Genomic DNA, 25748 nt, shown 5'->3' with positions numbered 1-25748 from the left:
GCGCGAATTAACGCGTGAATTGATTCACCGGATAATCCAGAGCCAGATTTTCCCGCAGCGTGTAGCCGGGATATTCCTGACGGAACAGGCCGCGCTGTTGCAGTAGGGGAACGACGCGATCGACAAAGTGGTTGAGCGTATCCGGCGTGCCGCCCTGAATGATGAAACCGTCGGCGGCACCGTTTTCAAACCAACGCTGCAAGCCATCCGCCACCTGTTCGGGCGTGCCGCTGAAGACGGGGCGCGGTGACGCGGCTTCCAGCGCAACCTGCCGCAGCGTTAAGCCTTTTTCCTGCGCGTTGCGTTTGATTTCATCGGTGGTGCTGCGGAAGCTGTTTTTCCCCAGATCGCCGATATCAGGGAAAGGTTCATCCAGCGGATGCTGTGAGAAGTCGTAGTGCTCAAAGTAGCGTCCCAGATAATTGAGGGCGTCTTCAATGGTGACCAGCTGTGCGGTTTCCTGATACTGGCGCTCTACGTCCTCCGCGTCGTTGCCGACAATCACGCTGACGCCCTGAAAGACATGCAGCTGATCGGCCCGGCGACCGTTTTCTTCCAGCTTCTGTTTTACCTCGCGGTAATAGCGCTGCGACTCTTCCAGCGTGTGTTGATGGGTGAAGATGGCATCGGCGTGTTTGGCGGCCAGTTTTTGGCCGTCTTCAGACGCGCCGGCCTGAAACACAATAGGGCGGCCCTGCGCGGATCGGCCAATATTCAGCGGCCCCTGTACCGAGAAGAATTCCCCTTTATGGTTCAGCGTGTGCAGCTTTTCGGGATCGAAGAACTGTCCGCTGGTTTTGTCACGAATAAAGGCATCGTCTTCCCAGGAATCCCACAGGCCTTTCGCTACCTGAAGGAATTCATCGGCAATGCGGTAGCGCAGCGCATGTTCCGGGTGCTGTGCACGGGAAAAGTTTTTCGCCGATCCTTCCAGCGGCGATGTCACCACGTTCCAGCCTGCGCGGCCGTTGCTCAGATGGTCAAGGCTGGCGAATTGCCGGGCAGTGGTGAAGGGTTCGGAATACGACGTCGAGAGCGTACCGACCAGACCAATATGGGTGGTGACAGTAGCCAGCGCGGACAGTAGCGTCAGGGGTTCAAAGCGATTGAGAAAGTGGGGGATCGATTTTTCATTGATATACAGACCGTCGGCCACGAAGACAAAATCAAATTTCCCTTGTTCGGCTTTTTTTACCGCATCCAGAACAAAACCAAAATTAATGCTGGCGTCGGGTACGACGTTTTTATGTCGCCACGCGGACATATTTCCTGCTGCACCTTGTAATATTAAACCCAGTCTTAATTGTCGGTTTGAAGATGTTTGTTGTTTACTCATTATCAAGAACCTTTTATTAATTGAATGTGCTTGTTATTCGTTGAATATGTTTATTCTTAATTGGTTGTACTTCCATGAAAGTGAAAACAGTTCATCAATAAACCGGCTATCAATTAACAAGCCATCAATAGGTATTCACGTATTCAATGAAAGGTTAATAGGGCGTTAACGGCGTGTTTTCACTATTGATGAGGTGAGGCATGATGTAAAACAACAAAAATGGATAATGAAATTCGAAAATTTCAGATGATGACGCGGCTTATTTTGTTAGTATAATGTTAATGATTGTGTCTCTCGCCGTATTTAAAGGAAGCATGTAATGTCTGATCTTGTTGCTGAACGACTCGTTACCGCGAATGACGCGGCTCTCTCTGCGGCGGTTGCCAGCGTTGACCAGCAGGCGTTTCGCGATGCGATGGCAAAGCTGAGCGCGGCGGTCAATGTCGTTACGACGGATGGCCCGGCAGGTAAGGCCGGATTTACGGCATCCGCCGTGTCCAGCGTCAGTGATACGCCCGGTACGCTGCTGGTGTGTCTGAATCGCGGGTCGTCGGTGTATCCCACGTTTCAGGCGAATACGCATTTGTGCATCAATACGCTGGCCGCCCATCATGAGGCGCTGTCGACGCTGTTTGGCAGCCGCTCGTCTACCGAAGAACGGTTTGCGGCGGCGGAGTGGGATGTGCTGCACACGGGCTCACCGGTGTTGCGGGATGCGCTGGTGGCGTTTGACTGCCTTGTTGAAGAGGTGGTGAGCGCGGCGACGCACGATATCTTTATTTGCCGGGTGTTAGCGATTAAGCAGGGCGAAAGCACCGATGGGCTGGTGTATTTTTCCCGCCGTTATCATGCGGTTCGGGGTTAATGGAATACACTAACTATACGTTAGTCCATATATGCGCGTTGAGCGGTGGTAATGGATAGATCGTAAAGACGCTGCAAGTACCTCCCTGTAAGCTCGAGCCGCGCGGATATGAATCTCATCCCTGAGATTCACCCTTTCAGGGCCGTCGCAAGCGACGTTCAAAGGCGTTCCTAACGCCTTTGTCCCTGGCGCGGACGCTTTACTCCTCTATTCCATTCCCCCCGTTCTCGTTCTGAAAATAGGTTTTTCATCAATTTGCCAGCACGAATGATTTAGGGAATATCCCCCTCCGCCGGATTGAGCGGGCTGAGGAGGGATATGGGTAGATCAACGCATTACGATGGAGACAGTACCGCCTGTGGCGGGGTGACTTTCGTGGTACGCAGACGATGCAGTGCGGCCTCCGCCAATTGAGCGAAATAGCGTGAGGCTGGCGCAATCGCGCTTTCATCTGGGTTGAACTGAGGATGATGCAAGCCAAATTCGCTGTTTGATCCAATGCTGACGAACGTGCCCGGCACGTCCTGAAGATAAAGGGCAAAGTCCTCGCCGCTCATTTGCAGTTCGGCGTTTTCTACCTGATAGCCCGCGTCTCGGGCAATTTGCTTGCTGAAATCGGCCCATTCGCTGGTGTTCACAACCGCGGGCGGACCGGGATACCATTTCAGCTCCGCTTTTGCGCCCAGCGCAAGGGCAATACCACCAATCAACTGTTCAATGCGTTCCGGAATTTCCGCGCGAATCGCGGCATTGTAGGTGCGTACCGTACCTTCCAGTTCTACTGTTTGCGGCAGGACGTTCCAGGTGTTGCCGCCCTGAATACGCGTAACGCTGATGACCAGCGATTCCAGCGAGCTGAAGCTGCGGCTCGGCAGTGTTTGCAGCGCATTGACGATATTGCAGGCGGTGACGATGCTGTCGATGCCCTGTTCGGGTTTGGCCGCGTGTGCACCTTTGCCGGTAATGTGAATAGCGAAGCGATCCACATTGGCATAAAACGGACCGCTGCGTGTTGCGAAGGTGCCAGCGGGAAGTTCAGGTGCATTGTGCAGGCCGAAAACGGCGGTGACATCGGCGAGTGCGCCGGCGCGGATGAGCTGTTTGGCACCGGTAGAAACTTCTTCTGCGGGTTGGAAGAACAGCCTGATTTTACCCGGTAAGACAGATTCGCGTTTTTTCAGCAAACAGGCGGCACCGAGCATCACAGCGGTGTGAAAATCGTGTCCGCAGGCATGCATGACGCCCGCGTGCTGAGAGCGAAACGGCACATCGACCAGCTCTTCAATCGGCAGCGCATCAATATCGGCCCGCAACGCAATCGTCGGGCCGCTGCCGTGACCGATCTCGGCAACGACGCCCGTGGTTAAGGCAAGGGGCAACAGGCGGATGTCTTTCTCTTGTAGCCAGCGGGTAATGTGCGCGGTGGTTTGGTGTTCCTGATTGGACAGTTCTGGGTACTGATGCAAGTGCCGTCGCCAGTTAATTAACTGCTGCTCGAATGACGTATCACAACAGGGGATAGAGTCAGCCATATCAATACACCTCCTTAACAAAACGTAAACACGATAAAGGTAGCTGATAGCCACTCAATGGATAAATACCGTCTGGTTATATTTCATATCTTTTTATCCCGGCGTATTTCAGACTTCCCGCATGTCGCCGTTATTAAAATATCTGCTAACAAAATCCATTATTGATATTTATATTTCACACTATTATGCAACATCCTTCTTATTCTGCGTTTGCACTGGCTGATTTTATTGCCCCATTTATTTAAACGACGTTTTGAAATGACGGGTTTTTAAATGCATAGCCTTGCAATAAATAGCGCTAACGGATAGTCGCTGAAAATAAGGAAACATCGTGGGATATAAGCTCAGTTTATTAGATCAAAGTCCGATCGCCGAAGGAATGAGTGCGGCGCAGGCGTTGGCGCAAACCGTGTCGCTGGCGAAAGCGGCAGAGGCGCTCGGCTATCACCGCTTTTGGGTTTCCGAGCATCATAATTCCGATGAGTTGGCGGGATCGTCTCCCGAGGTCTTGATCACCTGGCTGCTGGCACACACGACAACGCTGCGCATTGGCTCCGGTGGCGTGATGTTACAGCACTACAGTCCGTATAAGGTTGCGGAGAATTTTCATGTGATCAGCGCTCTGGCCGGCGGGCGTGTGGACTTGGGGATCGGCAAAGCACCGGGCGGACTGCCGCTGGCGACGCGGGCGCTACAGCAGGAAATCGGTGAGACGCAGCGGGTTGCCTTTACGGAAAAGCTACATCAGCTAAACCGCTTTCTCGACAGTCATGACGAGACGGGCGAGCGCCTGAATGCGACGCCATTACCTGAACATACGCCGCAGCGCTTTCTGCTGGGAGCCAGTCAGGAGAGTGCGCGGTTAGCTGCTTCGCTGGGCTGGAGTTTTGTGTTCGCCGGGTTCATCAATGCCAGTGAAGCGCTGCTGACGGAATCTCTCTTGAGCTATCGGGAGTTGAAACCCGCCAATGCCCAGACGCTGCTGTCGCTGTCGGTGATTGCCGCCGAACGTCATGAGGATGCGGAGGCGCTGGCCAGCACGCAGCATAACTATAAAGTTTACATTGAGAACAAGCCGCCGCTGACGGTAGGCAGTCAGGAACAGGCTGATAACTTCGTTCGGCAGGCGGGCGCGACGGATTTCCGTATCGTGCAGGAGCCGCGCAATGTGCTTTACGGTACGCCGGAGCATATCCATCAGCGTCTGGAAAGTTACCATCAACGTTTTGGCGTGGATGAGTTCATCATCCATACGCCCGTGACGTCACCCCGCGAGCGTGAGGCGTCGATTCGGCTGCTGGCACAGCGCTGAAAACGTGAGCGATGACAAAGCGGTGCCGCCGTTTGATCAGTAACCTGATTCTGTACATCTACCCTAAATAATTCGAGTTTCAGGAAGGCGGCAAGTGAGGGAATCCCGATGAGCTTACACTGGTAAGTGATTCGGGTGACTAAACGCAGCCAACGCACATGCAACTTGAAGTATGACGGGGATAGCAGAATAGTCGGGGGAGATGATGGCGGTGCCAGACAGCAAGGAAGCCTTGATCAAGGCAATCAACAGTCAGTTTGCGCTGTTAATGAAGCGAATCGAGGCCGTTCCCGCCGATCGCGCATTCTCGCCGGAAATGGCAGGACATGCGCAGGGAACACAGATGAGTGCGGCAAATCTGGTGGCGTATTTGCTGGGCTGGGGCAATCTGGTGCTGAAATGGCATCAGCAGGAAGAGCAGGGTAACCCCATCGATTTCCCAGAGACGGGCTACCAGTGGAATCAGCTTGGTTTACTCGCGCAAAAATTCTATCAGGACTTCGCTCACATTACCGATTGGTCTGAACTGGTCGCGTTGCTTACCGCGAATAAACTGGCGCTTATCGCGCTGGTTGAGCGCTATACCGATGCACAGCTCTACGGTGAATGCTGGTACGGTAAGTGGACGCGTGGTCGGATGATTCAGTTCAATACCGCCTCGCCTTATAAAAATGCGGCAGGGCGGCTGCGCGCGAGGGAGAAGAACGCATAACTCACTGATAGAAAATAAAAAAACAGTGCTGATTGTTTGTCTTCTCTTTCCCTTCGTCAGTGGCGCACTAGCGGTTTTTTTTCAGACAAAACCTTACATATTCCCCCTGCTTGATTGTTCTATACTCAGTAGTAAGCAAGATAAGTTTTACTGACAGATGAGATGAATAGGGGGAAGAAAAATGATTGGTCTTAACCTAGTTTCTCCAGTGTCATATAGTGCCATGCCTGACAAACCTGATCATGTTCAGGGCATTTCCCGCTCGTCGCAGCTGTCTGGTTACCCTAATCAGGACGCTTCTACCCGAACCCGCACAACGTACGACAATAGCGCGTCGGTCTTTAAGCCACCGATAGCCGATGGGGTTAATCGCCCAACGGAAAATAACCAGCTTAACGTTTACGTTTAAGACAGTATCAGACAGATAAAAATGGGCAATCGCGTGCTGCAAACGATCGTTTCGGTGCGTTAGGTTGCCCTCTTTTTTTCACTTTATTTGCATCAAACCCTCCTAAAAAACATCTTCTTCTATAGTAGTCATTACGCTAGGGATAGTCGGTTTAATCGCGTATTTTTTAGCGTGTCGGCTTCCTAAACTGCGTCGCTTTTGTGTTTCCATGAGCATTGGAATGGCAAATATTTCTATGAGAGATAACAGATGAAGAAATTACTTAATATTGCATTAATAAGAAGATTTACTGTTATTGCACTGTTTGTTTTTTCAGCATCGGCATGCTCATTGAATCAGGGTACTAGCCATTTCGAAAAAGCATTGCTCACGCCTGAACAGATCAACGAAGCAATCGTTTATCAAAAGGATGCAGATAAAAATAGAGATGTTAAACCGAAAGAGGGGGAAAAATGGTTTAACGTCATCTTAGGGCAGGAGCCCATTATCATTAGCGCCCCTCATGCTACCGAACCGTTTCGGGATGGAAAATATCGTTTCTCTGACGGAGGGGGAACGGCAGCGCTGGCAATCATGTTGGGAAAACTGACGGGTTCGACGGTCATCTATACAACAAAAGCCTCTCCTTCAGACCCCAACTACTACGATAATAATGATTATAAAGCGAGGCTAGCCGAATTAATAAAATCACAAAAGCCGAAACTCATTATTGATATCCACGGCAGCCACCCTTACCGACCCTATGATGTCGATATCGGAACCATGAAGGGAAAATCTCTGCTGGGTAAAGACGAACTGGTGACCCAACTCATCGCCTCATTGCGAAATGAAGGGATTTCCAATTACTCAAACAACTATTTTGCCGCCTCCAAGAATGAAACCGTCACAAAGTTCGGCGCAGCACATGGCGTACCAACGATCCAACTGGAAGTTAACAGCGTTTGGATGGTGCCAAGTGAGGGTAATTATGAATCACATCGGTTTGCGCAATTGCTCCAGGGCATGGTTCGTTACGTCAATAGCGTAAAATGACAGTCGAGCACGTACGGTTGAATCACCCGCAGAGCGGGTTATCTGTATTAGCTCAGACCTGATCTGGCAATCTTGCTGCACAGAGCTAAACGTGATCTGACGGGCGGCTCTGTGCCAGGGGCGGAAGTTGCTGAACTCTTATTTTAAATACGGCTGTTCAGTAGGCATAGTGTAAACATATAGAAGAGGCCACCAAAGTTAGCCTCCCGGAAGCTAAACAGTTAAAAATAATTTAAATTGGCTTAGCCAAAACAAGCTCAGCCTGCTGACCTAGATAAAATCTTGCAGCACTAAAAAAAGATGGCCAATCACCTGCTCTATTTTTTCTGAATATTGATATGGCAATAGAGCTAATTGCTTGCTCTACCGTTTCTCCACACTTCAAACTTTCTGTAATTCGATTATTGAGGTTATCGATAACAGTTTTTCGAAATCTCATTAACCGCGGGGAATTTAAATTTAATTCCTCAATTGTTTTGCGTGCCATTTCGACGTCTAGTTCTAGTGATAAACATAAGTCCTCATTTACAGAAATTTCTCCTGTAGAACGACGAAACCTCCAAATATTTAAGTTAGGTAAATGTAAAGGATTTAAGATAATTTCATCCAAAATTTTGTCACCCTTCGGTACATCGCAAGAATAATTTTCTGGCTCAGTATCAAATCTCTCTTCAGGATTAACAACTCTACTTTGATTTCCGCCACAACAAACTGCTAGTAAATTGCTCCACTCTAGCCCCCAATTAGGCTCTCCTGGTTCTCGTTTCGATTTTGGATGAAAATGCTCAATGCGACAGTCATCTAGTGCCCCATTAGTTCCAGATAATAAATCCTGTTCACAATATGCACATAAATTACCTTGATCCGTCCGCAATTGTTGCTGAGTCTCCTGATATCTTGCACTGCAACAACGGAAAGCTTCTCCAATTGAGTCTTTATCTCTCTCCCACAAAGCATCAGGGTGCGCAGCTCTGAATGCACCAAATCGGTTGGGCTCTCCTCTTTTATTGATCGTTTTCATTGTCACGCTCGAATTCACGAATACGAATATCTGTTTCTAGTCTTTGTAGCTCCGCTTCTGTCTGCCCACCCCATTGGTATAACACTTTTTTGAGCTCTAACGCCTCATCTGTATCCCATTGGCCGGCTTCTACTAATTTCGTATAACGATTTAATTTTTTTACAATTTCAAGATGTTGAGGTCGAATGCTGCCACCTAAAACATCTTCCAACATTCTTGAGCTTTCAGATCCGTAAGTACTAGTCCCTTTTACTAACTTTGCTTCGATAGCATCGGCAGAAACAATGCGGATAGAATCGGCTTTTACGGTTGTTAGGACCTGAGGACTATGTGTTGTAACAATAAACTGAATTCTCTTAAACAAGTGAGTAAGATCATTCAGAATCTTTTGTTGCCATCTCGGGTGCAAGTGAAGCTCAATTTCATCAATTAAGACTATTCCGTTAACTGCTAATGGGCTAGAACTAGTAGGATTAAGCAAATAGGCGCGTCTCACTAAGTCAATGGTAAGAGCAACCATATTTCTATAGCCTTCGCTCAATTGCTCCAAGGTAAGTTTTACGGATTCATTCTTTTCATTTTTCCAATGCACCACAACATCGTTGCTATTTTTGTCGAACTCTAAGCTCGTAGCTCGATCTACGATCTGGTAAACAGTCTCGGAAACAAGTCTCTTAGCTGGGTGAATAAATTTGTGGTCTTTCAGCTCATCGCGTTTTCGAAGCTCATCAACTTCAATTTTTGAAAACCAGTTCTTTATGATGCCGTAGTTCACCTTAGCATCCAGAGCAGAGTCGTAACCCTCTCCACGAATTTCTTTCTCGAATGGATTTATTGCGACTTTAGAATTTGTAGAAGAAAGAGCGCGGTTAGTCCCATAATAAGCAATCAGTGGAAATTCAGACTGACTATCTACAAGATGACTAGCATAACTAGTGAGGGCCGTTGTTCCGATTTTAGGGGGCTCGGAAACATCAGTCCCCTTTGCCACGAGATCCCAGCTCAGACTTGATGTTGTTTCAATAGATATGCGAGCATAGTTAGCTATTCCTTTTGAATTTATATGAATATCTGATTTTTTTATCAGTTTTCCTTTTGCGTCAGGCATAGCGGTAAGAAAAGGACCAAGTCCACATGCTACGGCTTCTAATATTGAGGTTTTCCCTGCGCCATTCTCCCCAACTAATACATTCAAGCAGGGATGCATTGGAACTTTAAAGTCAGAGTAACCTCTAAAATTCTTCACAGTAATTTCACTAATTTTTAGATCTTTACGTACATACAATGAAGGATCTAAATTAAAATCTCTATCTGCAATCTGGCTACGATATGAGCTAATGCTAAATCTGCCATCGTTATGACAAGCCTCCACGATCTCATTAATATTGTCTGGCGTGAGAACATTTCGACCTCTAGTAGGCTCATAAAACAGCGAGGCATCTACAAATTTAATTCCACTGTTTTTTATATTGCTTGATCCTGAATTGAGAACAAGAAGAACGGTTGAGATAGACGTCGAGTAATGGATATTTTTAGGTAGTAGAATTACTTGTTCGATAATCCCATTAGAGACTAAATACTGGCGAACTCTGGCCTCCGAACCTGTTCTTGTTAAAGCCCCAAGGGACATACCGACCAATAGTTTACCTCCCGCAGAAAGGGCTGGCAGCATTGATAAAGTTATAAACCAGTCACTTCTACTTTCTGGCAAATTTCCGGCTATATCTAGCCACTCATTACGCGCTTTATAGTAGATATTATCCCGAGTGGCTTTCGGGATTTTCATGCCAAAAGGTGGAAAAGAAACGATTAGATCGTATTTATTTTCCTGATAGACTGGTTGCGATAAAGAGTCGCCAAAATAGTCACGACCTTCTATATTCCTAACGATTCTGCTTATAATTAGCTTAAAGTAAGCATCTTTGTTAATTTCTTGAGTGTCAATTCTAACTTTCTCCGAACCTATATCGGAAAAAGAAAATGCGGTATTTCCAGCACCTGCGAACGGGTCACATATCGACTTTGGTTGATAACTCAATCCAATTACTGTGACCAAGTGGTTTATGTCTCTAGGAGTATAAAATTCACTACCTGATTTACCTTCATTCTCTGCAAACAGTAAATCTAGTTCAGACAGAGAAAGCGATGCTATGGAAGGGTTTTTATTTATTAGCCCATCTTTTATTGCATGGCGAACAAAAGATTCATCAATGTTATCAAACAAACGCAGTGTGTTTTCCAAGTAATTACATAGGAAACCAGATACTTCATCATGAATTAATCCAAGTTGAACAGCAAAATTTATCAGCTCGTAAGAATAACTGGCAATAACATTAAAAGAATCGAACCTTGCTGCCTCAAAATGCTGGCCTGTATTGGATTGAAGATAGCGTATGAAGAAGATTGAATACGCTAATGAACGATAGTTAGATATAGGGGATGCCCCTCGAACATAATCAAGTATCTTCCATATTTCTCTTGCCTGAGCCTTAGCGAATTCTACGTCTTCATCATTATATGCCATTTTTTATCTCATTTTTAAGCGTAAAAAGTCTATAGCCAAAACATCCTTTAGACATTCATGTTTTATTTTTATTAATCATATCAAAAATCAGCCCAGCGCAACTTGCCATCACCTGCGGTTTTTTTCAGTAACGTTTTGGCGATATCGCCTTCTTTTCGCACTGCCTGCACGACGGCTTGCTTCATAGTTTCTAGCAAGTCACCTTTGAGAGCAATATACTTCCCATGCTTTTCCACTTGTTCAACCACGATCAGATTTTGTGGTATCACAGCTGTGCCGCCAACAGGTGCCGCGCCGCGCCGTTAACTGATGAGCTGATTTACCCAGCGCTGCATATCCGTTTCACCCACCCCATATACTCACATGCCTGAGCAACGAAATAACCACGATCAACCACGAGGGTAGATGTTTCGCGTTTAAACTCAGGGTAAAATCTCGTCTATTTTTCATTGAATACCACATTTGTATTAGTGAAGTTTATCGCTCTTGGTAAGTGTCCAGAATCATCAGGCCACACATTAAGCTCCGTCGACTGACGTGACCCTGATTTTATATGGGGCTGATGGATAAGTCCCATTAAGGTCTCTAAATCTGTCACGTTATTTAGGGGCCAGGTAAGCTCAGATAGCCTTGTAAGTACCAGCGTACACCGTGACCTGCTCTCATTACCCAGCGCAACACAATGTAAGGTCCGCTCCTCACTCAATACAGCCTGTCAGATTTGATTGTGTTCTGTCCGCGAAAACGGTCAGTTCACGTCTAAACTAATGCAGTTTATCTACAATCTGCTGGTGGGCTTTTTTTGTTGCCGTGAAAAACGGGGTCTGAAATGACCCCGTAGCAAATTCAAACAGGCTGATTACCGTACGGTCCGTTCTGAATGGAATCTCTGACCTGCAGCTCCGATAAGAACAGGTTCTCTTTCGAGAAATAGCCGCCGTCCAGCATCGCGATCAGGCGGTTAATCACTTCGTTGATCATATCGCTCACCGGATCTTTGACGCTGGAGAGTGACGGCTTCAAAAACGGGGCGGTGGGAATATCGTCGAACCCGACGACAGAAACGTCGTGCGGCACGGCAACGCCAGCGTCATCCAACGCTTTTATCGCGCCAATCGCCATATCGTCATTGCTGGCGAGAACGGCGCTGAACGATACTCGGTTATCGCGCAGGGCGTTAATGGCGAGCGAACCGCTGCGCGGCGTCCATTTTCCTTTCACAATCAGTTCATCCCGTACCGCGATATTGGCCGCCGTCAGGGCATCTTTATAGCCGGAAAGGCGTTCGATAGCGGTCGGCGAATCCAGTGAACCGGTGATAAAAGCGATATCTCTGTGGCCGCGCGCGATCAGATGCTGCGTGGCGTTATAGCTGGAACCCTTGTGATCACAGCAAATACAGTGGCTCTGGTGTTTACGCAGTTTACGGTTAACCACCATGATCGGCTGTTTGTGCTTCTCGATGATGTCGTCCATTTCATCCACGGTGAGAAAACGGGGATAGATGATGATCGCATCACAGCGTAACCCCAGCAGGAATTGAATCGCGGCGCGCTCTTCATCGGCGCTGTGTTTGCCATCGACCAGAATCAACTGACGCCCGTTGTCTTCCAATTTCTTGGCGGCCTGGGACAGCAACTCGTTAAAATAGCTGCCGTTATAGAGCGTGTTGGTCACCACCAAACCAATACAGGCTGATTTGCTGGTCGCCAGATTCCGCGCCAGTAAATTTGGCCGATATCCCGTCTCCTCAATGGCCTGATAGACCAGCGTTTTGGTTTCTTCACTGGTATAGCCTTTGCCCGATAGCACGCGCGACACTGTCGCTTTCGATACGCCTGCTTTCTTCGCCACTTCCTGCATTGTCGACATGGGACATCCTGAGACGTTGAATACTCCCGTCATTTTACACACTTTATATCCGTCATACTTCAAGTTGCATGTGTGTTGGCTGCGTTCAGTCACCCGAATCACTTACTTGAGTAAGCTCATCGGGATGCCTTCGCTTGCCGCCTGCCTGAAACTCGAATTATTTAGGATATGGACCGGTAGCAGGATGATGAGTGCAAAACCGAAGCGACCGAAGGGAGTAACACGCTATTCATGACGATCACGATCACATAAGAAAAATATTCATAACAAAATTATTGAAATCGTATTCATATATAAACACTATCATGTGGAACCGGTTACCCATCGGCGTTTCATTACGTTGCATGGAGCAGGGATACCGGCATGAATACTTTCATAACTGTATGAAATTGAATAATAAATGTGCGTGCATCAAGTGATATTCCCGTTTTGGACGCGTTGAACGGTGTGTTGAATTGGGTGTAGCGTGCGCGATTACGAGAGATTGTCTATCCATGTCAAAGAATTATGCGGCTGTATCCCGTTCGATCGTCGATGCCATCGGTGGGGCTGATAACATCGCCGCCGTGACGCACTGTATGACTCGTCTGCGCTTTGTGCTGAAAGATAACGATGCGGCGAATGTGGCCGAATTGAAAGCCATAAGCGGCGTGTTGGGCGTCGTGAAAAATGATAACCAGTGTCAGGTCATCATCGGCAACACCGTTTCTCAGGCCTACGCCGAGGTGGTGAAACTGCTGCCAGAAGGCGTGGAAGCTGAAAAAACCGTACCGGTGAACAATAAAATTACGCTGCGACGCATCGGCGCGGGGATTCTGGATGCGCTGATTGGCACGATGTCACCGCTCATTCCCGCGATTATCGGCGGATCGATGGTGAAACTGCTTGCCATGATCCTCGATATGACCGGGCTGTTTGAGAAGGGCGCATCGACGATAACAATTCTGAACGTGATTGGTGACGGCGCGTTCTTCTTCCTGCCGATCATGGTGGCGGCGTCTGCGGCGATAAAATTCAAAACCAATATGTCGCTGGCGATTGCTATCGCCGGGGTGCTGGTTCATCCGACGTTTATCGATCTGATGGCAAAAGCGGCGCAGGGTCAGCAGGTGGTGTTTATGGGGCTGACCGTCACGGCGGTGAAGTATACCTACACCGTGATTCCGGCGCTGTGTATGACCTGGATTCTGTCTTACATTGAAAAATGGGTAGACCGCATTACGCCAGCGGTGACCAAAAACTTCCTGAAGCCGATGTTAATCGTGCTGATTGCCTCCCCGATTGCCATTATGTTGATCGGCCCGATTGGGATCTGGATCGGTAGCGGTATTTCTGCGGTGGTGTACACGGTACATGACTATCTTGGCTGGCTGTCCGTTGCCATCATGGGCGCTATTTGGCCACTGCTGGTGATGACCGGTATGCACCGCGTGTTTACCCCGACAATCATTCAAACCATCGCTGAAACGGGCAAAGAAGGCATGGTAATGCCGTCTGAAATCGGTGCGAACCTGTCGCTTGGCGGTTCTTCACTGGCGGTTGCCTGGCGCACCAAAAACCCGGAACTGCGCCAGACGGCACTGGCGGCGGCAGCCTCGGCCATTGTTGCCGGGATCTCTGAACCGGCGCTGTACGGTGTGGCTTTACGTCTGAAGCGTCCGCTGATCGCCTGTTTAATTACCGGTTTTATCTGTGGTGCCGTTGCGGGTATCGGTGGGTTGGCAAGCCATTCAATGGCGTCGCCGGGGCTGTTTACCAGCGTGCAGTTCTTTGATCCGACCAACCCGATGAGCATTGCCTGGGTATTCGGCGTCATGCTTCTGTCCGTCGTGATTTCCTTCTTCGTCACCTTACTGCTGGGCTTTGAAGACATCCCAGTCGAAGAAAAACCGGAAGAGAAACGCGTACAGAGTGATGAGGTTTCCGCGCCGCAGCACGCAGCGAACACGAATTAAATGAAGCACTAATTAGTACGAAGGAGAAGAGCGTATGTCTGCATCAACATTTCCCAATGGGTTCTTATGGGGGGGCGCGATTGCGGCCAATCAGGCAGAAGGCGCGTACCTTGAAGGCGGTAAAGGGCTGACGACGGTGGACATGATTCCCCACGGCGTGAATCGTCTGCCGGTGAAACTGGGGCAAGAACCTCGTTTCGCGCTGCGTGAGGATGAGTTTTATCCCAGCCATCAGGCGATCGATTTCTATCATCGCTATAAAGAAGATATCGCACTGATGGCGGAAATGGGGTTCACGGTGTTCCGTACCTCCATCGCCTGGAGCCGGCTCTATCCGAACGGCGATGAGCTGACGCCCAACGCGGACGGCATCGCCTTTTATCGCGATATGTTTGCCGAGTGCAAGAAGTACAACATCGAGCCGCTGGTGACGCTGTGCCATTTCGATGTGCCGATGCATCTGGTCACCGAGTACGGTTCATGGCGTAACCGGAAAATGGTGGAGTTCTTCGCCCGCTATGCTCGCACCTGTTTTGAAGCCTTTGACGGGCTGGTGAAATACTGGCTGACGTTCAATGAAATCAATATTTTGCTGCATAGCCCGTTTTCCGGCGCGGGGTTGGTCTTTGCCGAAGGGGAAAATCAGGAGCAGGTGAAATATCAGGCCGCACACCATGAACTGGTCGCGAGCGCGCTGGCGACGAAGATTGCGCATGAGGTTAACCCGGAAAATCAGGTCGGCTGTATGCTGGCCGGTGGCAATTTCTATCCGTGGTCGTGCAAACCGGAAGATGTCTGGGCGGCGCTGAATAAAGATCGGGAAAACCTGTTCTTTATTGATGTACAGGCGCGCGGCACCTATCCGGCGTATACCGGCCGTTTGTTTAAAGAGAAGGGCATCACGATTGCGTCAGAGCCGGGCGATGACGAGATTCTCAAGAACACGGTAGATTTTGTGTCCTTCAGCTATTACGCCTCCCGCTGCGCCTCGGCGGATATGAACGAGCACAACAGCAGCGCGGCGAACATCGTGAAGTCGTTAAAGAACCCGCACATCAAGGCGAGCGAATGGGGCTGGGGAATCGATCCGCTGGGCCTGCGCATCACCATGAACATGATGTATGACCGCTATCAGAAGCCGCTGTTTTTGGTCGAGAACGGGCTGGGCGCGAAGGACGAGATTAACGAGCAGGGCGAGATTGATGATGACTATCGCATCAGCTACCTGCGCGAGCACATCAGCGCGATGGCGGACGCCATTGGTGACGGTATTCCGGTCATCGGCTATACCTCATGGGGCTGTATCGATCTGGTCTCTGCCTCCACCGGTGAAATGAGCAAACGCTACGGCTTCATCTATGTCGATCGCGATGACCGAGGCGAAGGCACATTAGCCAGAAAGAAAAAGAAATCGTTCTACTGGTATAAGAAGGTGATTGCCAGCAACGGTGCTGACCTGAGCTAAAGGCAATAAGGTTACTCAGCAATTTCTGCTCTAGCCCCCTGACGGAGACGTCCGGGGGCTATTTTTTGTCGTGTACCTGCTGAACCATTATCGTATTTCCTTGATATGTTTATAAACAGTAGCCCGTCCCATGGACAAAACCTTAGCAATATAATCTGCCGAGTTCCGGACATTGAAGGCACCCTGATTATAAAGCGAAACGACAACAGCCTTTTTCTGGCTCCGAGTCAACGTGGTGAGAGAGGTATTATTCTCGGCCAGCCAGGTATGAAGGTAAGTATTAATTTTTTCCTGCCAGTCATGTTCAAAAAGCTGTGTCGGCTGTGGCTGCAAGCGGTTTACGGATAAGAAAAGATCAAGCGCGTTGCGGGCATCTTCAAAGCGCGCGGTACTGAAATTGATGCAGAAAACGTATCCCAGGCTATCTTGTTGTGGAATAAGGATGCTGACTGAGCGCATTTTTCTTCCATCCCAGTTGAGTTTTTCGTACGGCCCTGTCAGCGTACTTAACTCTCCCAGCTCGAGCTGCTCGAGCCCTGCATCATCTCCAATCTGCCGTCTGGAAAGGTTGTTTGCCAGATAAGCCACCTTCCCCTTTTTTACATCATGAATGGCGACTTCCACGGCCGGAAAAAATAAAGCGGCAATGCCGTCGGCCATCGACTTCAGGGTGTTAAAACTAAGCTGCTTATCATTGTGTTGCGGTGCCATATGCCTTCCTCCGATGCAAACCGCGACACTTTACCGAATGTTCTGAAAAGTGTCGCTACGTTTCCTTGCTCCCTGCATCAGGTTAAAAGCATACAGAGCCGGGTATGTACAGCCGTTCCTGAATACTTTTTCAGCCCAGCGTTGACAGAATGCTGGCAGAAATCTGCGCATCCTGAATACCCAATCCAGTGAGATCGGCAATCGTGATATGTGACGGATCTCGTTGATACAATGAAGGAGTTGTCAGCAAGGTGCCTATTTCCACGATCAACTGATTTTCCTGATATTGCCCCTGACAGTGACTCAGTTCCCCATAGGCACGGCATTGTGGTAAGGCATCGACAAGAACCATATCTGCTGCGCCAACCAGCGCGGCATCCAGTTCCTGTTTGCCGGGAGCGTCAGCGCCTACAGCAGTAATATGCGTCCCAGAGCTAACCCATTCATGCTGGATAAGCGGGGTCGTTGAAGGTGTCGCGGTGACGATGATCGAAGATAAGCGGGCTGCTTCTTCCTCATTTTGCGTTAACACGATGTTGGCATTAAGATCGGAAAGCCTTTCTTTCATGTGCTGCAGCGATTTCTCACTTCTTCCCCATATAATGGCATCGCGACAATCTGTCAGATTACATAGCTGCCGGAGTTGCAGTTCTGCCTGAAGACCCGTACCGAAAATAGCGATGCGCTCAATTTTTTCTGGAAGCAGCAGTTCCGCTGCAATGCGACCAGCAAGCGCGGTACGCATACCGGTTAACCAGCCATGATCGTCCAATAAAACCAGAGGTTGTCCTGTTATGGCTGAAAAAAGGAGGTTAAGGCCATCATTACTTGGCAGGCCCGACGAGGGATTTTGATAAAAACCACTGGATACCTTCACGCAAAAACTGTTTGAGCCTCCCATCCAGGCAGATTTGATACAACAGTCACCCTGTACATCCTTAAAAAGAAATTGCTGTACCGGTGGCATCTGCACTTTATTAGCCGAAAATGCCTGAAAACCAGCGCGCAATTTATTCAGTGCAGTTTCTTCATGGAACAGGGCGCGGATTTCATCCAGATTTAAAATTTTCACTTTATGGCCCCGACAAATTTATCAAGCGCAATATTTCGGCCGCATAAAACCACAGCGACCCGCTTGCCACGCCATTTATCGGCCTGCTGCATAAAGGCTGCCATTGCTACCCCCGCAGCACCTTCAATCATCCAGCGCTCATAACGGGCAACGGTTTTAATGGCTGACTTAATTTCTTCTTCGCTGACCAGAACACAATCATCCACAACCTGCTGACAGAGCGGGAAAGTTACCGTACCCGGTTCAAGACCGCCAGCCGTCCCATCAGAGAGCGTATCATGTTCCTCTGGTTCAACGATTTTGCCAGCTTTCAGCGATTCGTACATTGCTACGGAGGCGGTCGGCCAGCAGGCAATGATGCGAGTATGTTGTGACAGTTGTTTCATTACTGAACCGACACCAGAAATCAGGCCACCGCCGCCGACGGCAATGAAAATCGCATCAAACGCCTCTTCCTGTTCGAGCATTTCAAGCGCGATAGTTCCCTGACCAGCGATGACATCTACATCATTATATGGTGAGACCCAGGTCGTTCCCGTGCTAGCGGCTACTTCGGCAGCAGCAAGTTCGACGCCTAGCCCATCTTGATCCAACGTAATGACCGTTGCCCCGTATGCTTTGATGGCGTCGAGTTTTAGCTGCGATGCCGTTGAAGATGCATAGACCGTTACCGGCACATCGGTTGTTGCTCCGGCAAGCGCCATACCGTGACCGTGATTTCCAGAAGATGCGGTGATAATCCCTTGTTTTTTTTGTTCAGTCGTAAGCAAACGGATTTTATTACTCGCCCCACGAAATTTGAATGAACCAGTGTGCTGCAAGTGCTCTGCTTTGAAAAACAGATCGCACTCATAGAGAGAGGATAAAGAGTGGCTACGATCTAGAGGTGTCACTTTTACCTGAGGGCGAAGCGCGATATGTGCCTGTTGGCTGCCCTTCAATATGTCGACGGGTGTGGTCATTACTTATCATCCATAAGAGAATAAAAGTCTAATATAGACAAATTGTACATATTGTCTATTTCTTAATGAAATAAGATGAAGTGTTACTCAAATGCGAAGAACGTGAATTGTGGTGGTTTACTGATTTGTGCATAATCGAGCGAATTAACTATGCAAAATAACGCATAATCGAGCTGTGGTGAGCATTGCGATTTATCATCGTCAATGTTCAACAATGCCGTCATGCCAACACGATAGGAAGGTAAAACACCATGAGTCAGTCGCTTCCCGATATTGCCTTTTTTCATGAGCTTGCCACGCTGGCCAGCCAGGAAACGTTACCGCGTTTTCGTGCTCTTACCGCAAACCAAATTGAGACGAAGCCCAAAGAGGGCTTTCGCTTTGATCCGGTCACGGAAGCCGACCGAGAGGCTGAGCGGGTCATCCGTGAGCACATCATGCGCCATTACCCCACTCACGCGATTATGGGCGAAGAATTTGGCCTGAGCGGGGAAGGTCCGGTGCGTTGGGTTTTAGATCCCGTCGATGGAACCCGGCCTTTTTTATGCGGATTACCGGTGTGGGGAACGCTCATCGGCCTGCTGCACCATGAACGTGCCGTGATGGGGATGATGAACCAGCCGTTTACTGGTGAGTGCTTCTGGGCCGATGGTTCACAGGCGTGGCGCAGCGATCGGCATGGGGAAATACGCTTAAACACGCGCAAAGGCGTGTCGCTCGAACAGGCGATTCTTCACACCACCGCCCCGGAACCGCTGGCGATGCACCCGACAGTTCGCTTCGCCGATCTAGCAGAAAGCACGCTCATGACGCGCTATGGCGGTGAATGTTACGCGATGGCGATGCTGGCAGCAGGCCAGATTGATATCTGCGTGGAATTTGCATTGCAGCCCTACGACATTGTTGCGCTGATCCCGATTATTGAGCAGGCGGGCGGCATCATTACCGATCTCAACGGACAACGAGCGGAAGCGGGCGGCACGGTAGTCGCGACCGGTAATCCCGAGCTGCACCAACAGGTGTTAGCCATTCTGAATGGAACGCGGTCATAACCGCTGGTTTGTAAAACCAGCAAAAGACAACGGCTAAGAAGGAATTATGATGAAAGTGGCACACGTGGCGTTATGGACAGCCGATCTGGCCGCGCAGGCGGCATTTTGGCAAGAGTTCTTCTCTGCTCAGGTGGGGGAAAAGTATGTGAGCCGGAATCGCCCCGGTTTTGAATCGCATTTCGTTCAACTGAGTGAAGGCGCATCTATTGAGCTGATGACGCTGCCGGTGTTGGCAGAAGCCTTAACTAATAAAGAAGGCTGCGGCTGGGCGCACGTCGCGATTTCGGTCGGGAGCAAAGCGGATGTGGAAGCGTTAGCCAGCAAAGCAGCAGAACGCGGCATTCTGGTTGCCCAGCCTCGAATGACAGGGGACGGATTTTACGAAGCGATCGTCAGCGACCCAGATGGTAATCTGATTGAGATAACCTCAGACTGATTCGGAACGCTTTCATATGCTGCACAAACTGCCTTCATTCGATCGACAACATACTGCGATGCTGATTTACGCTGGTGAAATTCGGTTCGGTCCGCCTTATTTTTCGCTCTCCATCGACGGGAAAGCACTAGACGATCGCGTTTTCGGCAAGGACATGCTGTGGTCGCCAGATTCGCGTTATCTGGCAGTGCAAGAGTGGCTCTCCACGACGGAGCGCGACGGCCCGCAAACGGCTTTACTCTGTATTGATGTGCTAGAAGAAAGGCAGTGTCAGGTTTCTCAGGCTGCGGGGGGATTTTAAATCCCTTTAAAATTTTAGAGGTGATACTAACAGCTAGGGGAATGTGTGCTTCTCTGATTAAAAACCATTGGGATTTGAGTAACTAACTCAACAGATTAGGTTGAAAATTGACCTGCGATTCTCTACCAGATTTCTACCTGTGAACTTAAACTCATATTGCTATGTATAATTGGAATACTATCCCAGTAGTTGTAGCTTAAGCAGATGTGAGTAAGTTTAAACAGAAATGTTTCGTGATCATTCATAGGGAAAGTACATAGTAACCAATAGTTACTATAATCAATTAAATAAAAATGGTGTAAACTATATTTATGACAAACCAAAATAAAACTTTGAGTCTTAAGCGAGAGGCTAAGCGTATCCTTGCCGATGGGCGATATGTAACTCGAGGAACGCCGATAAATGGAGGATGGGCCTCCATTTACAAAGCTACTGATACTGATACCGGAAATACAGTTGCTGTTAAAATATTAAACACAGGAAAAATGGTTGATGAAATAATCTATGAGTCTTTTCATCGAGAAGTTACGGCATTAGCGGATCTCCAGCATCAGAACATTGTACAGATCCTTGACTCTGGTTGTGATGAAGACTCTGGTGATTATTTTATTGTAATCGAATGGGTAGAAAATAATCTGCTACAGTACTGTGAAAATCATAAGTTCTCAAGTTGGGACGATTTTTTTAATATTATCGGTCGGCCTATTCTTGATGCTTTATCATTTGCGCATTCTCATTCAACTGCACACAGAGATATAAAACCTACCAATATACTTATAAGTAATGAAGGAAAGATAAAGGTTTGTGATTTTGGAATTTCAAAAATCAGAAATTTTCTCATGCCTGGTGTTACATTAGCGCAATATGCTTCACTTCCTTTTGCGCCACCAGAAATGGATGATGGTAGTTATAGTTATAGCAGAGATGTTTTCGGATTTGCAGTTTTGACAATTTATTTGATGACAGGCTCGAATCCTTCAACCTATGAAGAGGTGATGTCTGGGTTGGAAAAACTATCAATAGATGAGTCGATAAAGAGGGTTTTGAGAAGTTGCCTTATCATTGACGAACCGGATTTACGCCCTCAAAATGCTGTTATGTTACAAGCGGCTTTAGAAAAGGCACTGCTACCACTGCGAAAGGAATTAGAACCAATTATATTATTGATAGCAACCAATAAGGTTTTGAGCGTTATTGAGTCAGACTTAGGTATAACTGGCGGAGCAATTCATGGTTTTTTAGAAAAAGATCTATCAAATCCAATTGGAGAAAATATACCGGCATCGCCTCAATATACCTCTTGGGCTATAAAAATATATGGAGTCAAATATAGATATACACTGGTTCCTGATGGAGATGGTACAAGATTGAAATTGGTTGATGCTCTTTCTTTTACTTCATCTGAATTGGAGTGGTGTAGACAAAAAGCCTCTTCGATCAATGCAAAATTTGCATTTTTTGGGAGTTCTAATGAGTCTTCAGGCGATGCCATTATTTCTATTAGGGAAAACCTTTTAAAATTCGATAGCGAACAAAAAATACTAAAATTGCAAGAGAAGGAACAGTTGATCTTTAAGAACTGGCTAAATCTTTTAAATGCTATGGGGGATCTTGAAAAAAGTCGTAAAATTAGAGTTCATTATACAGATTTTTCTGTTTCCGGAGAATTACTTAAACTCACTCCAAAGAAAAACTCTGGTGCAACAGCATTGCTACATCAAGATATTATTATTGAGGCTAAACGCTCAGGCCATTTTTGTGGGACAGTTGTTTCTGCCTCCGATAGAGAAATATTAATTCGACCGAGTGATACAAATAGAATCTCCTCGTCCTCTATATTAGAGGAAGGTATAGTTGAAACGGATACTAAAAAAACTGATCTGTCATTGGATCGACAGCGATTAGCTCTTGATGCAGTAAGATATGATCGATCTGTAAATCCTAATTTAAGAAAGAATATTGTTAATCCAAATGATGTTATTGTACCAGAAATAAAAGAAGTCGAATTTATACAAAAAGAAATTGATGAAGATAAAAAGGATGCTGTATTAACAGCATTGTCAGGGCCCGAATTAATGATCGTAGAAGGACCACCAGGGACAGGGAAGACTACATTTATTACAGAATTGGTTTTGCAAACTTTTATATCAAATCCGCATGCGAGGGTTTTGTTAACTTCTCAAACTCATGTTGCATTAGATAACTCACTAGAGCGTATCATGAAAAGTGCAAATGGTGGTTTGAATGCAGTGCGTATAGGGAACGATTCAGATCCACGAATATCGGATAGTACAAAAAAATATCTGCTAGATGCTAAATTACCTGAGATGAGAAAGACAGCACTTTCTTCAGGGCGAGCTTTTATTGAGCGCTGGGCTGATTTGAATAATATTAATGTCAAAGAAATTCAGAGGGCAATGGCTCTTGAAAGGTTCGCTGGTTTAAAGCAGCGATTGGAAATAGTCGTTAATAAGTTAATGGAATTATCAGAAAAAGTTTCTGATGAATACCGAAATAAGCTTGAGATCACCGCGCGTGAGGAATTTGATGAGGTATATCAGGAACTGAGTAAAGAGCGTGGGGAATTATCTAAAGAGCTGAAAGTTGCTTTTCTCAATTTAAAGGAATATGTTGATTCTGAAGACGAGCTTGAAGAGTTTTCTAAATGTTCTGTTGAGGATCTTAGAGGTTGGGCAGAAGCATTCTCTGTTAATACTACATTAGCCAAGCAACTAAAGGAAATTTTATTAACACATGCTGACTGGGAAGCCAGATTAGGTCGTAGTAGAGAATTTAGATCTGCTGTAATCGCATCCTCGCAGATAGTTGCAGGGACATGTCTTGGGGTCGGAAATATTCCTGGTCGTAATGAAATTATTTATGATTTATGTATAGTTGATGAAGCTTCTATTGCAACACCTACCCAGGTTTTGGTACCGATGTCCAGAGCAAGAAGGACAATACTTGTAGGTGATAATAAGCAATTATCTCCCTTTCAGGATCCTGAGTTAAAAAAATCTGGACTTTTAAAAAATATAATCTGAATAGTGATTCTCAAAAAGAAACTCTCTTTAAACATTTAAGTGATAATTTACCATCACAATTATGTAAGGCATTAACAACACAACACAGAATGCTGCCTCAGATTGGAGATTTAGTTGCTGAATGCTTCTATCCAAATAAATTATTTAGTGTTGATCGCGAGCCCGCACCACATTTAAAAAATATTTTTCCTAATCCAGTTGTATGGTATTCAACTAGTCGGGCGACTGAACACGAATCAAAAAAAATAGGCAAAACTTATTATAATGATACAGAGGTTAAATATATCGTAAAGTTGTTGGAGAGAATTAATTTTTATGTTCAGAAAGGTAAGTTCAAAAACCAGACATCAAGCGTTGCTATCCTGACAGGATATAGTGAACAGAGAGAACGATTGCAAACTGCTGTTGAAACAAAACGTCACAATTGGAATAGTTTTTCTGAGGTTTTCATTAACGTAGTTGATGCTTTTCAAGGACGTGAAGCTGACATTGTTATTTTTTCCGTTACGAGATCTGAAGAAAAAACACTGGGTTTTTTAAGTGAAATGGAGCGAATTAACGTTGCTCTTTCTCGCGGAAAAGAATTATTGATTATTGTTGGAGATCATTTGTACTGCCAAAAAATAGGTGGTCAAAAAAACCCACTTAGAGATGTTCTAGGTTATATAACATCAAATAGTTCTTCTTGTACTCTTGAGGAGATACAATAATGAATTTAGAAAATATTCTTAATGATGCCTCAAAAGCAAGGTCAGGGTATGAAATATCATATTTTAAGGAGGCCGGGATACCGGTTTATGTTCTAACTATTAAAATATTAGTGTTAGATAAAAAGACTATTGGCCCGATAGATGAAGCTATTCTAAGAGCGATTAAAGCAGGACTTTCTTCGCCTGAGGATATTTATGATTTTTTGGGGCTTCCGAATTCGGTAATAAAAAGTGTTTTTGCTAACCTAAATAAAGATGAATTAATAAATTACTCTAGGAGCATTAGTGATAAAGTCGCCAGAATAACCCTTACTACCAAAGGACATACTGTATTACAAGAGTGTTTAGTTGTACGTCCGGTAGAAAGAGTTGTAAAAGTTTGCATGGACGCACTGACTAAAAGATTGATGTTAATTAACCCAGACTTCCTATACAAACCAAGTGAAATGCGGGAGTTCGGTTTTCAAGAAATACCTAATTGTAGTACTAAGCGCCCTGAAATTGAGGATATACCTCTCGATGAATTTGATCGTTTAATCAGTAGGAATCGAACTACTGAAGATGATAATCAGGAACTGCTCGCAATTAAAGTTATAGAAAGGCGCGAGATAAGATATCTCCCTTATGTGGCGATTTTTTATCGAAACTCATCAAAACGAAGCGAGATAGATGTTTCATTTTGGAATGAGGAAGGTGCATCTATCCAGCATGAAAGTATATTTAGAGAGTTGGGAGGGCCAGCTCTTATTGGTGCGGAGTTTTTATCTGGTTCTTCACCTGTATATCCCGTGGATTTGTCTTGTATCGATTCTGATTCTTCTGAAAATGATTGCTTAAAAGATGTTCTTGATTCTAAAAGCAGTGATGCTGATACAATTCAGTCTGTTTTGTGCCATGAACATCCTGCGCTTTTGAAAAGAGCTCTACAAACCTCTAATGATAGATTACTGATTATTTCACCTTGGATAAGGCATCAAGTAGTTGATTCTGAATTTATCCGATTGCTTGATGAAGCATTACGAAGAGGTGTTGATGTATATATTGGATACGGTATAGATGAAAATGGAGGTGGTGGAAACAAAAAAGATCAAAAGTTACCCATAACAAATCAAGCGAAAAGTGAATTGGACAGGCTTGATAGGAAATATAATAACTTCAATTTCGTATATGTGGGTAATACTCATAGAAAATCTCTGGTATGTGATGATGTCTTTGCTGTGACAACTAGTTTCAATTGGTTGTCATTTAGAGGCGATAAAGGAAAGCCTAGAGATGAAAGAGGCCAATTAGTAAATAAAAAGCGCTATGTGGACAGACAATTTGAGGACGATATTAATCTTCTTAAGAATGGCTATAAAGGTTGGGTGACTCAGTAGTAATTATTGCCGCAATTAGTTTTAATGATACTGATTGCGGCATATACAT

At 46.6% G+C, this 25748-nt stretch carries 22 protein-coding genes; 13 read left to right on the top strand and 9 right to left on the bottom strand.

Annotated elements, in window-relative coordinates:
- Positions 1-7 precede the first annotated feature (7 nt).
- On the bottom strand, positions 8-1336 hold the full coding sequence (locus tag NXT09_RS03950; protein ID WP_240585417.1) for an LLM class flavin-dependent oxidoreductase: 1329 nt from the start codon (positions 1334-1336) through the stop codon (positions 8-10).
- Positions 1337-1655: 319 nt separating this feature from the next.
- Here NXT09_RS03950 and NXT09_RS03945 point away from each other — a divergent pair, with 319 nt between their 5' ends.
- The gene (locus tag NXT09_RS03945; protein WP_119889282.1) at positions 1656-2201 is read left to right on the top strand and encodes a flavin reductase; all 546 of its coding nucleotides are present in this window, start codon (positions 1656-1658) and stop codon (positions 2199-2201) included.
- Positions 2202-2536: 335 nt separating this feature from the next.
- Here NXT09_RS03945 and NXT09_RS03940 read toward each other — a convergent pair whose 3' ends face one another.
- Complete coding sequence (locus NXT09_RS03940) at positions 2537-3733, bottom strand: M20 peptidase aminoacylase family protein (RefSeq protein WP_268578944.1); 1197 nt, start codon at positions 3731-3733, stop codon at positions 2537-2539.
- A 331-nt stretch (positions 3734-4064) separates the two neighbouring features.
- Between NXT09_RS03940 and NXT09_RS03935 the strand changes: the two genes are divergently transcribed.
- The 4 genes from NXT09_RS03935 (at position 4065) to NXT09_RS03920 (ending at position 7198) form a co-directional block, all read left to right on the top strand.
- Positions 4065-5045: an LLM class flavin-dependent oxidoreductase gene (locus NXT09_RS03935; protein WP_268578943.1), complete on the top strand. Its 981-nt coding sequence runs from the start codon at positions 4065-4067 to the stop codon at positions 5043-5045.
- A 205-nt stretch (positions 5046-5250) separates the two neighbouring features.
- The gene (locus tag NXT09_RS03930; protein WP_268579184.1) at positions 5251-5757 is read left to right on the top strand and encodes a ClbS/DfsB family four-helix bundle protein; all 507 of its coding nucleotides are present in this window, start codon (positions 5251-5253) and stop codon (positions 5755-5757) included.
- A 223-nt stretch (positions 5758-5980) separates the two neighbouring features.
- Positions 5981-6166 (top strand): hypothetical protein, encoded by a 186-nt coding sequence (locus tag NXT09_RS03925; RefSeq protein ID WP_226300792.1) that lies wholly within the window; start codon positions 5981-5983, stop codon positions 6164-6166.
- A 249-nt stretch (positions 6167-6415) separates the two neighbouring features.
- A complete protein-coding gene (locus NXT09_RS03920) occupies positions 6416-7198 on the top strand; it encodes an N-formylglutamate amidohydrolase (protein ID WP_268578942.1) in 783 nt (260 codons plus the stop codon).
- Between the two features lie 232 nt (positions 7199-7430).
- Here NXT09_RS03920 and NXT09_RS03915 read toward each other — a convergent pair whose 3' ends face one another.
- The 4 genes from NXT09_RS03915 to NXT09_RS03900 all read right to left on the bottom strand — a co-directional run bounded on the left by NXT09_RS03915 (position 7431) and on the right by NXT09_RS03900 (position 12615).
- Complete coding sequence (locus NXT09_RS03915) at positions 7431-8219, bottom strand: retron system putative HNH endonuclease (protein ID WP_268578941.1); 789 nt, start codon at positions 8217-8219, stop codon at positions 7431-7433.
- The gene (locus NXT09_RS03910) at positions 8203-10743 is read right to left on the bottom strand and encodes an N-6 DNA methylase (protein WP_268578940.1); all 2541 of its coding nucleotides are present in this window, start codon (positions 10741-10743) and stop codon (positions 8203-8205) included. The genes NXT09_RS03915 and NXT09_RS03910 overlap by 17 nt, the downstream gene beginning before the upstream one ends.
- A gap of 80 nt (positions 10744-10823) precedes the next feature.
- Entirely contained in the window at positions 10824-11012 is a 189-nt protein-coding gene (locus NXT09_RS03905; protein ID WP_217451063.1) for a hypothetical protein, read from the bottom strand.
- 577 nt (positions 11013-11589) lie between these two features.
- Positions 11590-12615 (bottom strand): LacI family DNA-binding transcriptional regulator, encoded by a 1026-nt coding sequence (locus NXT09_RS03900; RefSeq protein ID WP_268578939.1) that lies wholly within the window; start codon positions 12613-12615, stop codon positions 11590-11592.
- 494 nt (positions 12616-13109) lie between these two features.
- Here NXT09_RS03900 and ascF point away from each other — a divergent pair, with 494 nt between their 5' ends.
- Together ascF and NXT09_RS03890 are read left to right on the top strand one after the other, a co-directional pair.
- On the top strand, positions 13110-14570 hold the full coding sequence (ascF, locus tag NXT09_RS03895) for a PTS cellobiose/arbutin/salicin transporter subunit IIBC (RefSeq protein WP_268578938.1): 1461 nt from the start codon (positions 13110-13112) through the stop codon (positions 14568-14570).
- A 34-nt stretch (positions 14571-14604) separates the two neighbouring features.
- On the top strand, positions 14605-16035 hold the full coding sequence (locus tag NXT09_RS03890; protein WP_268578937.1) for a 6-phospho-beta-glucosidase: 1431 nt from the start codon (positions 14605-14607) through the stop codon (positions 16033-16035).
- An 87-nt stretch (positions 16036-16122) separates the two neighbouring features.
- Here the strand turns inward: NXT09_RS03890 and NXT09_RS03885 are convergent, their stop codons facing one another.
- The 3 genes from NXT09_RS03885 to NXT09_RS03875 form a co-directional block, all read right to left on the bottom strand.
- Positions 16123-16746 carry a helix-turn-helix transcriptional regulator gene (locus NXT09_RS03885; protein ID WP_205550326.1) on the bottom strand — a complete coding sequence of 208 codons (624 nt, stop codon included), beginning with the start codon at positions 16744-16746 and terminating at the stop codon, positions 16123-16125.
- A 130-nt stretch (positions 16747-16876) separates the two neighbouring features.
- On the bottom strand, positions 16877-17818 hold the full coding sequence (locus NXT09_RS03880; RefSeq protein WP_268578936.1) for a Rossmann-fold NAD(P)-binding domain-containing protein: 942 nt from the start codon (positions 17816-17818) through the stop codon (positions 16877-16879).
- Positions 17815-18780 carry a threonine/serine dehydratase gene (locus tag NXT09_RS03875; RefSeq protein WP_268578935.1) on the bottom strand — a complete coding sequence of 322 codons (966 nt, stop codon included), beginning with the start codon at positions 18778-18780 and terminating at the stop codon, positions 17815-17817. The genes NXT09_RS03880 and NXT09_RS03875 overlap by 4 nt, the downstream gene beginning before the upstream one ends.
- A 251-nt stretch (positions 18781-19031) precedes the next feature.
- On the opposite strand from NXT09_RS03875, the gene hisN reads away from it, so the two are divergent.
- The 6 genes from hisN (at position 19032) to NXT09_RS03845 (ending at position 25699) form a co-directional block, all read left to right on the top strand.
- Complete coding sequence (gene hisN, locus NXT09_RS03870) at positions 19032-19832, top strand: histidinol-phosphatase (RefSeq protein WP_268578934.1); 801 nt, start codon at positions 19032-19034, stop codon at positions 19830-19832.
- Positions 19833-19881: 49 nt separating this feature from the next.
- Positions 19882-20268 carry a VOC family protein gene (locus tag NXT09_RS03865; protein ID WP_014915486.1) on the top strand — a complete coding sequence of 129 codons (387 nt, stop codon included), beginning with the start codon at positions 19882-19884 and terminating at the stop codon, positions 20266-20268.
- Positions 20269-20284: 16 nt separating this feature from the next.
- A complete protein-coding gene (locus tag NXT09_RS03860) occupies positions 20285-20569 on the top strand; it encodes a hypothetical protein (RefSeq protein ID WP_268578933.1) in 285 nt (94 codons plus the stop codon).
- Between the two features lie 311 nt (positions 20570-20880).
- The gene (locus NXT09_RS03855; RefSeq protein WP_268578932.1) at positions 20881-23613 is read left to right on the top strand and encodes an AAA domain-containing protein; all 2733 of its coding nucleotides are present in this window, start codon (positions 20881-20883) and stop codon (positions 23611-23613) included.
- On the top strand, positions 23586-24323 hold the full coding sequence (locus tag NXT09_RS03850; RefSeq protein WP_370690902.1) for an AAA domain-containing protein: 738 nt from the start codon (positions 23586-23588) through the stop codon (positions 24321-24323). Before NXT09_RS03855 ends, NXT09_RS03850 begins: the two co-directional genes overlap by 28 nt.
- Positions 24323-25699, top strand: coding sequence for a phospholipase D-like domain-containing protein (locus NXT09_RS03845; RefSeq protein WP_268578931.1), 1377 nt, complete (start codon positions 24323-24325; stop codon positions 25697-25699). The genes NXT09_RS03850 and NXT09_RS03845 overlap by 1 nt, the downstream gene beginning before the upstream one ends.
- The last annotated feature ends 49 nt before the right edge of the window (positions 25700-25748 follow it).

The organism is Pectobacterium jejuense, from assembly GCF_026800125.1.
GTDB lineage: Bacteria > Pseudomonadota > Gammaproteobacteria > Enterobacterales > Enterobacteriaceae > Pectobacterium > Pectobacterium jejuense.
The sequence above is the reverse complement of the archived record's forward strand: the minus strand, read 5'-3'. Positions and strand labels throughout refer to the sequence as shown.

Bases quoted from the DNA above. Each gene is read 5' to 3' on its own strand.
- NXT09_RS03900 (WP_268578939.1), bottom strand. From the start codon at position 12,615: ATGTCGACAATGCAGGAAGTGGCGAAGAAAGCAGGCGTATCGAAAGCG.
- NXT09_RS03845 (WP_268578931.1), top strand. From the start codon at position 24,323: ATGAATTTAGAAAATATTCTTAATGATGCCTCAAAAGCAAGGTCAGGG.
- NXT09_RS03855 (WP_268578932.1), top strand. From the start codon at position 20,881: ATGACAAACCAAAATAAAACTTTGAGTCTTAAGCGAGAGGCTAAGCGT.
- NXT09_RS03930 (WP_268579184.1), top strand. From the start codon at position 5,251: ATGGCGGTGCCAGACAGCAAGGAAGCCTTGATCAAGGCAATCAACAGT.
- ascF (WP_268578938.1), top strand. From the start codon at position 13,110: ATGTCAAAGAATTATGCGGCTGTATCCCGTTCGATCGTCGATGCCATC.
- NXT09_RS03865 (WP_014915486.1), top strand. From the start codon at position 19,882: ATGAAAGTGGCACACGTGGCGTTATGGACAGCCGATCTGGCCGCGCAG.
- NXT09_RS03940 (WP_268578944.1), bottom strand. From the start codon at position 3,733: ATGGCTGACTCTATCCCCTGTTGTGATACGTCATTCGAGCAGCAGTTA.
- NXT09_RS03860 (WP_268578933.1), top strand. From the start codon at position 20,285: ATGCTGCACAAACTGCCTTCATTCGATCGACAACATACTGCGATGCTG.
- NXT09_RS03890 (WP_268578937.1), top strand. From the start codon at position 14,605: ATGTCTGCATCAACATTTCCCAATGGGTTCTTATGGGGGGGCGCGATT.
- NXT09_RS03915 (WP_268578941.1), bottom strand. From the start codon at position 8,219: ATGAAAACGATCAATAAAAGAGGAGAGCCCAACCGATTTGGTGCATTC.
- NXT09_RS03910 (WP_268578940.1), bottom strand. From the start codon at position 10,743: ATGGCATATAATGATGAAGACGTAGAATTCGCTAAGGCTCAGGCAAGA.
- NXT09_RS03925 (WP_226300792.1), top strand. From the start codon at position 5,981: ATGCCTGACAAACCTGATCATGTTCAGGGCATTTCCCGCTCGTCGCAG.
- NXT09_RS03885 (WP_205550326.1), bottom strand. From the start codon at position 16,746: ATGGCACCGCAACACAATGATAAGCAGCTTAGTTTTAACACCCTGAAG.
- NXT09_RS03875 (WP_268578935.1), bottom strand. From the start codon at position 18,780: ATGACCACACCCGTCGACATATTGAAGGGCAGCCAACAGGCACATATC.
- NXT09_RS03920 (WP_268578942.1), top strand. From the start codon at position 6,416: ATGAAGAAATTACTTAATATTGCATTAATAAGAAGATTTACTGTTATT.
- hisN (WP_268578934.1), top strand. From the start codon at position 19,032: ATGAGTCAGTCGCTTCCCGATATTGCCTTTTTTCATGAGCTTGCCACG.
- NXT09_RS03945 (WP_119889282.1), top strand. From the start codon at position 1,656: ATGTCTGATCTTGTTGCTGAACGACTCGTTACCGCGAATGACGCGGCT.
- NXT09_RS03950 (WP_240585417.1), bottom strand. From the start codon at position 1,336: ATGAGTAAACAACAAACATCTTCAAACCGACAATTAAGACTGGGTTTA.